The following is an 11,284-nucleotide window of genomic DNA, read 5'->3' on the forward strand; positions in this document are numbered from 1 at the left end:
CAGACGCTAGGCTATCTATCGCCGTACTGTTTTGAACAACGAACCTTGTCTCTGAACTAAGGTGTCCGTTTTATAGGGGATGCCTCAAACTGTCCCCAGATACTCAGGAGTGCTTCATGAGTGGTTCTTATCAGAAAACCAAAGTGGGTATTGCGGGAGTCACCGGTTACACCGGAGAGGAAGTCCTGACTTGGCTCCTAAAGCACCCTAGAGTGGAACTCAGCTATGTGGCGGCGAGCGAGGACGTGGGTTCTTTGGCCAATCGTTTGCCGCGATGGGCCGATGTGCCCGGGATTCCTGCATGCGAGGGGCTCAACGCGCAGCGTATGGCCGGCAGTTGCGATGTGGCTCTTTTGGCTTTGCCGCACACTCAGTCCATGGCCGTGGTCCCCGGACTCCTCAAAGCAGGGGTTCGTGTGGTGGACTTGAGCGCGGATTACCGGCTTAGGGAGGCCCCGGTTTATGAAAAGTGGTATCAGCACGCGCACACGGACACCGCAAACATTGCAAACGCGGTGTATGGTCTGTGTGAGTACTGCGGGGAAGAACTCAAACAAGCCCAACTGGTAGCTAACCCGGGTTGTTACCCGACGGCCGTGAGTCTGGCGCTTTTGCCTTTGCTGAAATCAGACCTTTACAGCGGCGGCACGGTGATTGTGGACGCCAAGTCCGGTGTCACGGGTGCGGGGCGGAAGGTGGCTGCAGCGCTTCAGTTTTCCGAAGTTAATGAAAATCTCAAGGCATATAAAGTGGCAGTTCACCAGCATACCCCTGAGATGCTTCAGACCCTCAAGGATTTTTCGGGTTTTGATTCCAGCCTGGTCTTTGTGCCGCATCTTATTCCCATGAACCGGGGGATCGTGGCAACCTGTTATGTCCCCCTGAAGGCGCCCAGTACAAGTGCAGAGCTCAAGGCCCTCTATGAAACGGCCTATGCCCAGGCGCCATTTGTGCGAATCAAGGCAAAAGGCGAAGCGCCTGAGACCGCGCAGGTGGCTCATACGAACTACTGTGATATCGGAGTTTTTGCGGATGAGTCCGGAAATACGGCCGTTGTCATCAGCGCAATCGACAATCTGGCCAAGGGAGCTGCTACCCAGGCAATTCAGAATCTCAACCGGATGATGGGTTGGCCTGAAACGGAAGGTTTGCTCAGATGAAACGCATTGACGGAGGAGTGACGGCGCCGATGGGTTTTAGAGCCTCTGGAGTGCACGGTGGAATCAAACGTTCCGGAGCTTTGGATCTATCCTTGGTTTATTCAACTGTGCCTGCAGTGGCGGCCGGGGTTTTTACCGTAAATCGCGTGAAGGCCGCACCGGTTTTGGTGAGTGAGAAAAAACTTAAGGTTCCCACAGCCCAGGCCATTATTGCCAACAGCGGCAATGCCAATTGTTGTACCGGAGAACAGGGCCTTGCCGATGCCGCGAAGATGACCGAGTGTGCGGCCGCAGCTTTGGGTTTGTCTCCGGACGAGGTGTTGGTGTGTTCCACCGGAGTGATCGGCCGGCCGATGCCGATGGAAAATATCTGCGGGGCTATCCCCGCTTTGGTGCAGTCACTGGACACTCTGGGGAGTGAGGCGGCCGCTGACGGGATTTGTACCACAGACACCTATCCCAAGCAGAGCGCCGTTGAATTTGAACTCGGCGCTAAGACTGTGAGGATCGGCGGGATCGCGAAAGGGGCGGGCATGATTCAGCCCAATATGGCGACCATGCTTTGTTTTCTCACCACCGACGCATCGATCCGAGCGGATCTTTGCCGCAAGGCCTTGGCAGAAGCAGTGGAGCAGACCTTTAACCGGATTACCGTGGACGGGGATATGAGTACCAATGACACGGTCTTTCTCTTGGCTAATGAGTTTGCGGAGAACAAGACCATTTGTACTCAGGGCAAGGACTATAAGATATTTTTGGAAGGGCTTAAGGCCGTGTGCCGGGACTTGGCCAGGATGATGATTGATGACGGCGAGGGCGGCGGCCGCTTTTTAGAAGTCCGGATAGAGGGAGCAAAAAGTGCGCAGGCGGCACGGCAGGCGGCCTATCAAATCGCGAACTCGCCCCTGGTCAAAACCATGGTTACGGGTTCAAACCCGAACTGGGGCCGGATTGCCGCCTCTGTGGGGTCGGCCGGAGTCGATTTTAATCCAAACAAGCTGGACATATTCCTGGGCCATTATCACAAGGGAGAGGTATCCGAGAGCCTAACCCTGGTGTACGAAAAAGGTGAACCTGTGGAACATACGCGAAAAGAACTCAAAGACTGTTTCAAGCAAGACTCTTTGATTGTGGAGGTGCACTTGCACGCCGGGAAGGCCGGGCATTGGGTCTGGACCACGGGCCTAACCGAAGAGTACATTCAGATCAACACGAGATACGGATCATGATCGAAATGGATGAATATATAAGGAAGGCGGACGCGCTCTTGGAGGCTTTGCCCTACCTGAGGCAGTTCCGGGGCAAGGTCATGGTTATTAAGTACGGGGGCAGTGCCATTGATAATGTGGCGATTACCCATTCTGTGCTTGACGACCTGGCCTTTATGAGTTTTGTGGGGATCCACCCCGTGTTAGTCCATGGCGGGGGGCCTGCTATTAACGAACGCATGAGGGAAACGGGCAAGAAGATCGAGTTTGTGGATGGGATCCGCAAGACGGATAAGGAAACGGCTCAGCTCGTTGCGGATGTTTTGACGGATCTCAATAAGCAGCTTGTTTCCTATCTCAATTCCAACGGAGCCAAAGCCCACACGTTGGCCGGCAGGGACATTCCCTTTCTTCAGGCGCATCAGCTTCAGGGCCACGGTGACGTGGGTTTTGTGGGAGAGATCAACCATGTTGACACAGCACCCGTGGAAAAGATCCTCATGAATTGGGAAATTCCTGTGATTACTCCCACAGGACAGGACAAGGACGGGAATCTTTATAATGTGAACGCGGATCATGCGGCCTCGACAATTGCCCGCGCTTTGAAGGCCGAAAAGCTGGTGCTGCTGACCAATGTGCGGGGTATTTTGAGGGACCCCAAGGATGAGGACTCGTTGATATCGACCTTAACTGAGGCGGAGATCGAGGACTTGGTGGAAAGAAAGGTCGTGCAGTCCGGAATGATTCCCAAGGTGAAGTCCGCATTGAACGCGCTCAAGCGCGGAGTGGGTAAGGCGCATATTCTGGATGCCAAGTTGCCTCACGCAATTCTCCTGGAGATCTTCACGGATCGGGGAATCGGAACCGAGGTGGTTCATAGCAATGTCTAAATCCTCTGCTATTCTCAAACAGAATCTCGCCTTCCTCATGCCGAATTACCGGAAGGGGCCGATTGTCGTGGAGCGCGGCAAGGGGAGCTATGTTTGGGATGCAGACGGAAAGAAATACCTGGACTTCTTTCCGGGTTGGGGTGTGAGCGGTTTGGGGCATTGTGCCCCGCGTGTGGTTGCGGCGATTCGCCAGCAAGCAACCCGGCTTCTGCATGTCTCCAATAATTACAGCACGGACCTGCAGGCCCAATTGGCGAAGACCCTGGTACAAAAGAGTTTTAAGGGACGAGTCTTTTTTTCCAACAGCGGAGCCGAAAGTACCGAGGCTGCGATCAAATTAGCGCGGCGCTACGGGGACCAGACCGGGGAACGCTATGAGATTATTACGATGAAGAAGTCTTTCCACGGCCGGACCTTTGCTGCCTTGAGTGCCACAGGGCAACCGGAGTACTCCAAGGGATTTGGCCCGATGGTCCGGGGATTCCGGCACGTGCCTTTTGGAGATTTTGAGGCGGTCCGGAAAGCGGTTACGGACCGGACGGTTGCAGTGATGCTCGAGCCGGTACAGGGCGAGGGCGGAATTCACGTAGCTTCTCTGGACTATGTAAGGAAGTTGAGGGACTATTGCACGCAGCATAAAATTCTGCTGATCTTTGACGAAGTGCAGACCGGAATGGGGCGTACCGGAAAGCTCTTCGCTTTTCAGCATTATGGGGTTGAACCGGACGTGATGACTTTGGCCAAGAGTCTGGGCAATGGTGTGCCTATTGGGGCGGTGGTGGCTGCCACACCCTATGGGGAAATCCTTCAGCCGGGCACGCATGCGAGTACCTATGGGGGCAGCCCTTTGGTTTGCGCTGCCTCTTTGGCGGTCTTCGAGACCATCCAAAAGGAAAATTTGTTGGCCAATGCCAGGAAAATGGGGCAATACTTGCGTCAAGGCCTGGAAATACTGCAGAAGAAATACCCCCTCGTCAAAGAGATCCGGGGCTTGGGGGTGATGCTGGGAATGGAACTCGATATTCCCGGAGCGGAAATTGTGGAATCCTGCGCCAAACAGGGGCTTCTGATCAACTGCACACAACAAACAGTGCTAAGGATTATGCCCTCGATGCAGGTCAATCGCGCGGAGTGTGACAAGGCCCTGAAAATTTTGGACAAGACCCTTGCAGAGGTTAAAAACTAATGGACTATCCAAGACATCTACTATCTTTGGAAGAATTCAGTGCAGAGCAGATTACGCATTTGGTCGAATTGGCTGAAGACCTTAAGCAGCATCCGCACAAGGGAACGGATGCGCTCAAGGGTAAGACTGTGGGGCTGGTTTTCCAGAAGCCTTCGGTGCGGACGCGGATCTCTGCGGAGGTGGCTGCTTTTCAACTCGGCGGCCACAGTATTTATCTGGCTCCAGAAAATATTCAGCTCGGAGAGCGGGAGCCTGTATCTGATGTTGCCCGCACGATGTCGCGCTATGTCGACGGTGTTTATATGCGGACTTTTGAACACGCTACCTTGGAGGAGTTCGCTGCGCACGGCACAGTTCCGGTGATCAATGCCCTGAGCCAGAGCTTTCATCCCTGCCAGGCGCTCAGCGATCTGCTCACCGTTAAAGAGAAATTCGGATCAATAAAGGGCCGCAAATTTGCCTATGTGGGCGACGGCAATAATGTTTTGCATTCCTTGCTTTTGGCGGGCTCGCGATTGGGGATGGATTTGCGGGCAGCCACGCCTGAGGGTTATCAACCTTCGAGCAAGATTCTGGATCTGGCGCGCGCCAATGCAGAGGCCTCGGGGGGTTCGGTGCTTTGGACCTCCGATCCCACGGAGGCTTTGAGAGATGCGGAGATTGTCTACACCGATGTATGGATTAGTATGGGAGATGAGGAAGAGAGTGATCGAAGACGGCGGGATTTCCGGGGCTATCAGATCAATGAGCAGCTTACTCAACGCGCGCATCCCTCCTTTGTCTTTATGCACTGCTTGCCTGCGCACCGCGGTGAGGAAGTTGATAACGTAATCATGGAAGGGCCCCATTCGTGTGTATTTGATCAGGCGGAAAACAGGTTGCATATTCAGAAGGCCGTTTTTATGACCTGGCTGGGCAATAAAGAGTAGGAGATCGAGTATGGCAAAATCCAAGAAAGTGGTTCTGGCCTATTCCGGCGGTCTGGACACGTCAGTTATTGTGAAGTGGTTGGCCTTGAGAGGCTGGGAGGTTGCTGCCTGCTTAGTGGACGTGGGACAGCCGGGTGATTTGAAGAGCTTGGCGGACCGGGCCAGGGGCGCAGGCGCGAGCAAGGTGGTCATCAAGGACCTCAAGCGCGCTTTTGTGAAAGAATTTTGTTTTCCGTCTCTTAAGGCCAATGCGTTATACGAAGGTGTGTATCCTTTAGCCACTGCTTTGGCCCGGCCGTTAATTGCCAAGGCCCTGGTGGACGTGGCCAAGCAGTGGGGGGCCAAGGCCGTGGCGCACGGCTGCACAGGCAAGGGCAATGACCAAGTGCGTTTTGAGGTGGGCATCCGGACTCTGGGCAAGGGCTTTGAAATTGTCGCGCCTGTGCGCGAGTGGGAGTTTAAGACCCGGGAGCAAGAAATCGAATTTGCGAAGGTCCAGAAGATTCCTCTGGACATTACCAAGAAAAGTCCGTACAGCATTGATGAGAATTTGTGGGGTGTGGCTATTGAGTGCGGGATTTTGGAGAATCCTTGGGTTGCCCCGCCTGAGGAGGCCTTTTTATGGACGCGTTCCCCCGAGGACGCGCCCAACCGGCCGCAGGAGATCAGCATAGGCTTCTCCAAAGGGGTGCCGGTTTCTTTGGACGGAAAAAAAGAAGATTCTGTGAACTTGGTCCAGACCCTCAACAAACTCGGAGCCAAGCACGGAATCGGCCGCATGGATTTGGTGGAAAGCCGCTTGGTGGGTATCAAGTCCCGGGAGATCTATGAGGCTCCGGGCGCGACGATTCTCTTGGAAGCGCATCAGGACCTGGAGCGCCTTGTATTGGACCGGGAGCTTTTGCATTTTAAACAAGGACTTTCGGTGAAGTACGGGGAGCTCGTTTACTACGGTCTTTGGTATTCACCGCTAAGAGAGGCATTAGATGCCTTTGTGGAGAGATCCCAGGAAAACGTGACGGGTGTTGTGCGGGTGCGTTTGTACCGGGGTAAGGTTCAGGTGGTGGGCCGTCAGTCCCCACATTCCCTATATAAGGAAGCGTTGGCGACCTACGGCGAAGGGGATGTCTTTGATCAGAAACTTGCGGACGGTTTTGTCCGCTTATGGGGATTGCCCTATGAGCAGTAAATTGTGGGGAGGCCGTTTCTCAAAACCGGCGGATGCGCTCTTTGAGCAGTTCTCCCAAAGTCTTAGCTATGACTGGAAGCTGGCTGCTTATGATATTGAGGGCTCAATGGCGCATGCCCGCATGCTTGCAAAGTGCCGTTTGGTGACTGCGGCTGAGGGCAGGAAGCTGGTGGAGGGGCTCAAGGCCTTGGCAAAAGCGCTCGATCAGAAAAGACTTGAGCCGGATTCCGCTTGCGAGGATGTGCATACCGCAATCCATCAGGCGCTCAGAAGCCGGGTGGGCAAGGTCGCGGACAAACTGCATACCGCCCGGAGTCGTAACGACCAGGTGAATTTGGATACCCGGCTTTATCTGAAGCACGAGCTCAAGGAGATCCTTGTCCATGCGCAGAATCTCCAAAAGGCCCTGGTGAGTGCGGCCCGGAAATCCGGGGATACGGTCCTGCCCGGATACACGCATTTGCAGCGGGCACAGCCTGTCTTGGCGGCGCATCATCTTCTAGCTTATGTGGAGATGCTGGAAAGGGACAAAGGGCGGCTGCAGGATGCACTCAAACGGGTGGATGTGCTGCCTTTGGGGTCCGGTGCCTTGGCGGGAACCACATTAGCGATTGACCGGGAGTTCATGCGCAAAGCTCTGGGATTTGCCAAGCTCTCCGAAAACAGCATGGACGCAGTGAGCGATAGGGACTTTGTATTGGAAGTCCTTGCAGACCTCTCGATCCTCGGCCTTCATTTGTCACGGTTTTGTGAGGACGGGATTCTTTGGGTTTCGAGTGAGTTCGGTTTTGCGGCACTGGACCAGGCTTATTGCACAGGTTCAAGCATGATGCCTCAAAAGCAAAACCCGGATTCCTTGGAACTCATCCGGGGGATGAGCGGGCGTTTGCTGGGGGCTTTTCAATCGCTTGCCGTGACGGTCAAAGGATTGCCTTTGACCTACAATCGGGATTTACAGTGGGACAAGTTGCCGCTCTTTGAATCCGTGGAATTGAGCAAGAATGCCTTGCAGATTTTGGCGGGTGTGGCCAAAGGTTTGCGGTGGAACCGGGAGGTGTTGAAAGAGGTGTGCCTCGATGAGAGCCTCTTAGCCACGGACGTGGCGGAGTATTTGGTCTCTAAGGGAGTGGCGTTCGCGGACTCCCATCGAGTGGTAGGCGTCCTGGTATCAAATAGTCTGGAGCAGGGGAAGTCCATCTCCTCTTACAGCGTGAAAGAACTCCAGAAATTTTCCAGGGCCTTTGAATCGGATATTTCGAAGGTATTAAGTGTTGAAGGAGCCCTCCGGCGGCGCAATCAACCCGGCAGCACAGCCCCGGCAAAGGTCCGGGCCAGTCTGGTGCGTTGGGAACAGCGTCTCCGCCGGTGACCTTCACGAGGAGCTTTCAATGAACGAACCGAACGAGCAGAGAGAACAGCAGGACGGTGGGTCCGAGGATCTACAGAAGCGGCGCCGGCGCCGCGGAAGGCGTCGGTGGAAGAACCGGGGAGGATCCTCAAGTTCTGGAAGCCCCGAAGAATCCCAGCCGGGTGCGCTTGAGAATCAATCTTCCGATGAAGATCCCGAAACGCCCGGGGGGCAGGAAGCAGAGGGGCAAATTCAACAGGGCGAAGTAGCGGTTCAGGAGGTTCAGGAGGAGACTGCAGAGACAATCTCGCCGGCGGTGTGGGAAATCCCTCAGGACAGGCCCGAGGGATTTGGGTATCGTAAAGGCCAGCTCTACTGTGAGGCCGTGGCCATAACGCCTATCTTGGAGCGCGTGGGCACGCCCACGTATATTTACAGTTATCACCTGTTAATGTCGCGCTACCAGCGTTTCTTTGAAGCTTTTCAGGAACTTAACCCGCTCATTTGCTATTCCATGAAAGCCAACGGCTCTTTGGCCGTTCTCAAGGCCCTGACGGACACGGGTGCAGGTTTGGATATTGTTTCCGGCGGGGAGCTTTACAAGGCACAGCGTGTGGGCTTGGAAGGAGACCGTATTGTCTTTGCCGGTGTAGGAAAGACAGCGGCCGAGATTGAGGAAGCTCTGCACGCCAAGATCTTGCTCTTTAATGTGGAATCTATCGAGGAACTGCAACTCATTAACCAAGTCGCCGGGAAGATGCGTGTCAAGGCCTCCGTGAGCCTGCGCATTAACCCGGATGTACAGCCTGGCACGCATAACTACATGACAACGGGCAAGGCCGGAACCAAGTTTGGTTTGGATCTGCAAACGGTTCAGGATTTGTTTCAGTACCGGGATCAATACGCGAACATTAAGTTCAGCGGTGTCCATCTGCACATTGGTTCGCAGATTACACAGATTCAGCCTTTTGCGGACGCCCTTCAAAAGGTTGTGCCGTTGATCCAGCAATGCAAGGAGCAGGGACATCCCCTGGAGTGGGTGAATCTGGGCGGCGGGCTCGGTATTGATTATAGGGACGGGGCAGAAGGGTCTCCCGAGGAACTGGCCCAGGCAGTCATTCCCATACTCAAGGAGCTGGGTGTCAAATTGATCTTAGAACCCGGGCGCTTTATTGTGGGGCCTGCAGGTGTCTTGGCGGGCAAGATTCTGTATGTGAAGGAAACGCCGGCCAAGAAATTTGTGATCACGGATATCGGCATGAATGACCTGATGCGGCCTGCTCTATACCAGGCGTATCACCGGATTACTCCGGTCAAACAGCCGCCCGAGGAGGCCATGCAACTGCAGATTGCGGATGTAGTCGGTCCTGTCTGCGAAACGGGGGATTTTGTGGCGCAAGACAGAGAGATGGCGCCGGTTGCAGCGGGGGATTTTCTTGTTGTCAGCGAGGCCGGCGCGTACGGGTTCTCTATGGCAAGTAATTACAATGCACGACTGCGTCCTGCGGAGGTCTTTGTTATCGGGGATCACTACTACATTGTGCGGGAGCGTGAGGAATATCCGGATCTGATCAAGGGAGAGAGTATTCCGCTGGAGTTGACCTAGTGGTTGATGTTATTGCGATCCTTACCTTGTCATTCCGAGCGCAGCGAAGGGATTTTTGCGGAACGAAGATTGCTTGGTCGCTTCGCTCCCCGCAATGACGGAGAGTGGTGCTGTTGACTTGAAAACCGAATGTTCTGGTTGACCGGCTGGACTGAAAAGGAGATTGCAATGTTTAAGGGTTCGCTCGTTGCTTTGGTAACCCCCTTCAAGAATGGAGAGGTGGATACAAACACGCTGCGGAAGCTGGTGAAGTGGCATATCGATCAGGGGACTGACGGGATTGTGCCTTGCGGCACTACCGGGGAATCCGCAACTCTGAGCCATGAAGAACACCACTTGGTTATTTCTACGGTGGTGGAGGCTGCAGCCGGCAAGGTTAAGGTCTTGGCCGGCACGGGGTCCAACAATACTGCCGAAGCCGTGGAGCTCACGCAGCATGCGGAAAAGGCAGGGGCAGACGGCGCGCTTTTGATCTGTCCTTATTACAACAAACCCTCTCAGGAGGGGCTATATCGGCATTTCAAAGCCATTGCCGCTTCCGTGAGGTTTCCGCTGGTTCCGTACAATATTCCCGGCCGTACCAGCGTGAATATGCTGCCTCAGACCTTAGCGCGCTTGGCTGAGGATTTTCCCAATATTTGGGGTGTCAAGGAAGCTACGGGGGATCTAAACCAGGTGAGCCGCACCCTCGAAGAGAGCAAGGGCCGGATCCAAGTGTTGTCCGGAGACGATGCCCTGACCCTGCCGATTATGGCTATTGGGGGTGTGGGGGTGATTTCGGTGATTGCCAATCTTCTGCCCAAGGAGACTGCGCGCTTGACACACTTGTGCGCGCAGGGCAAATGGGAGCAGGCGCGCGAGCAGCACTACCGCTTGCAGCCGCTAATTCGTTCTATGTTCTTGGAGACCAATCCCGGCCCGGTTAAGACGGCCATGGGGATGATGGGACTGATCGATCCTGAGTTGCGTTTGCCCATGGTTGCGATATCCGGGGCCAACCAAGAGGCGCTGAAGAAGGTTTTGGAGACTTATAACCTCATAGGTGAGACATGCCGGAAAAACTGACCCCAATCGTCATTCACGGCGCTGCCGGACGCATGGGCCTGCGCATTTTGGCCCTAAGCTTGGAGGATTCCGGTGTGGAAGTGCGGGCTGCTTTGGAGCGGGAAGGGCATCCGGATTTGGGAAAGGACGCCGCAGTTCTTGCCGGTCTGGATGCGGCGGGGATTGAGCTGCAGCCGGCTTCGGGCTACGCTGCGGAAGGCCAGTCCGTGTTCATTGACTTCACTCTTCCGGAGAGCACAGCCCGGACTGTGCAAGTCTGCGCTGAGTCCGGGAATCCCCTGGTCATCGGGACTACTGGGATTGCGGCTGAAGGCAGAAAGCAGATTGAAAAGGCGGCGGAACGCATTCCCATTGTGTGGGCACCCAATATGAGTGTGGGTATGAACCTGCTTTTTGAGATGGTGCGCAAAGTCGCCTCTCAACTGGGGCCTGAATACGATATCGAAATTATCGAGGCGCATCATAACAAGAAGGTGGATGCGCCGAGCGGCACTGCCCTGCGTTTGGCTGAAAAGGCGGCCGAGGGCCGGGCTGTGCGTCTGGACGATGTGGCAATTTACGGCCGTCAGGGCCACACAGGCCCAAGGCCTGCCGGAGAAATAGGAATTCACACGGTGCGAGCCGGGGATATTGTGGGCGAGCACACGGTCTGTTTTGTCACTGGGGGGGAGCGCTTAGAGCTGACGCATCGCGCGAGTTCCAG

The 11,284-nt window shown here is 55.0% G+C and carries 10 protein-coding genes; all 10 read left to right on the top strand.

Translation table 11 applies throughout. The annotated features are described in order from the left end of the window. Window positions 1–116 precede the first annotated feature (116 nt). On the top strand, window positions 117–1,160 hold the full coding sequence (locus tag JW937_06070; GenBank protein ID MBN1586975.1) for an N-acetyl-gamma-glutamyl-phosphate reductase: 1,044 nt from the start codon (window positions 117–119) through the stop codon (window positions 1,158–1,160). Beyond that, window positions 1,157–2,389: a bifunctional glutamate N-acetyltransferase/amino-acid acetyltransferase ArgJ gene (gene argJ, locus JW937_06075; GenBank protein MBN1586976.1), complete on the top strand. Its 1,233-nt coding sequence runs from the start codon at window positions 1,157–1,159 to the stop codon at window positions 2,387–2,389. Before JW937_06070 ends, argJ begins: the two co-directional genes overlap by 4 nt. Further along, the gene (gene argB / locus JW937_06080; protein MBN1586977.1) at window positions 2,386–3,258 is read left to right on the top strand and encodes an acetylglutamate kinase; all 873 of its coding nucleotides are present in this window, start codon (window positions 2,386–2,388) and stop codon (window positions 3,256–3,258) included. Before argJ ends, argB begins: the two co-directional genes overlap by 4 nt. Continuing rightward, window positions 3,251–4,444 (top strand): aspartate aminotransferase family protein, encoded by a 1,194-nt coding sequence (locus JW937_06085; protein ID MBN1586978.1) that lies wholly within the window; start codon window positions 3,251–3,253, stop codon window positions 4,442–4,444. Before argB ends, JW937_06085 begins: the two co-directional genes overlap by 8 nt. Further along, a complete protein-coding gene (gene argF, locus JW937_06090; protein ID MBN1586979.1) occupies window positions 4,444–5,373 on the top strand; it encodes an ornithine carbamoyltransferase in 930 nt (309 codons plus the stop codon). Before JW937_06085 ends, argF begins: the two co-directional genes overlap by 1 nt. A gap of 10 nt (window positions 5,374–5,383) precedes the next feature. Next, window positions 5,384–6,562, top strand: coding sequence for an argininosuccinate synthase (locus JW937_06095; protein MBN1586980.1), 1,179 nt, complete (start codon window positions 5,384–5,386; stop codon window positions 6,560–6,562). Continuing rightward, the gene (gene argH, locus JW937_06100; protein MBN1586981.1) at window positions 6,552–7,931 is read left to right on the top strand and encodes an argininosuccinate lyase; all 1,380 of its coding nucleotides are present in this window, start codon (window positions 6,552–6,554) and stop codon (window positions 7,929–7,931) included. The genes JW937_06095 and argH overlap by 11 nt, the downstream gene beginning before the upstream one ends. Before the next feature lie 19 nt (window positions 7,932–7,950). Next, the gene (lysA, locus tag JW937_06105) at window positions 7,951–9,516 is read left to right on the top strand and encodes a diaminopimelate decarboxylase (protein MBN1586982.1); all 1,566 of its coding nucleotides are present in this window, start codon (window positions 7,951–7,953) and stop codon (window positions 9,514–9,516) included. 168 nt (window positions 9,517–9,684) lie between these two features. Continuing rightward, window positions 9,685–10,581, top strand: coding sequence for a 4-hydroxy-tetrahydrodipicolinate synthase (locus JW937_06110; GenBank protein MBN1586983.1), 897 nt, complete (start codon window positions 9,685–9,687; stop codon window positions 10,579–10,581). Beyond that, a partial coding sequence (locus JW937_06115) for a 4-hydroxy-tetrahydrodipicolinate reductase (protein MBN1586984.1) occupies window positions 10,566–11,284 on the top strand: 719 nt, incomplete at its 3' end. The genes JW937_06110 and JW937_06115, both read left to right, overlap by 16 nt.

The sequence above is a fragment of the Candidatus Omnitrophota bacterium genome (assembly GCA_016929445.1).
Lineage (GTDB): Bacteria > Omnitrophota > Gorgyraeia > JAFGIU01 > JAFGIU01 > JAFGIU01.

Excerpts from the sequence above, each read along its gene's own strand:
- JW937_06110 (MBN1586983.1), top strand. The coding sequence starts at position 9,685 with ATGTTTAAGGGTTCGCTCGTTGCTTTGGTAACCCCCTTCAAGAATGGA.
- JW937_06085 (MBN1586978.1), top strand. The coding sequence starts at position 3,251 with ATGTCTAAATCCTCTGCTATTCTCAAACAGAATCTCGCCTTCCTCATG.
- JW937_06095 (MBN1586980.1), top strand. The coding sequence starts at position 5,384 with ATGGCAAAATCCAAGAAAGTGGTTCTGGCCTATTCCGGCGGTCTGGAC.
- argF (MBN1586979.1), top strand. The coding sequence starts at position 4,444 with ATGGACTATCCAAGACATCTACTATCTTTGGAAGAATTCAGTGCAGAG.
- JW937_06070 (MBN1586975.1), top strand. The coding sequence starts at position 117 with ATGAGTGGTTCTTATCAGAAAACCAAAGTGGGTATTGCGGGAGTCACC.
- argH (MBN1586981.1), top strand. The coding sequence starts at position 6,552 with ATGAGCAGTAAATTGTGGGGAGGCCGTTTCTCAAAACCGGCGGATGCG.
- argB (MBN1586977.1), top strand. The coding sequence starts at position 2,386 with ATGATCGAAATGGATGAATATATAAGGAAGGCGGACGCGCTCTTGGAG.
- lysA (MBN1586982.1), top strand. The coding sequence starts at position 7,951 with ATGAACGAACCGAACGAGCAGAGAGAACAGCAGGACGGTGGGTCCGAG.
- argJ (MBN1586976.1), top strand. The coding sequence starts at position 1,157 with ATGAAACGCATTGACGGAGGAGTGACGGCGCCGATGGGTTTTAGAGCC.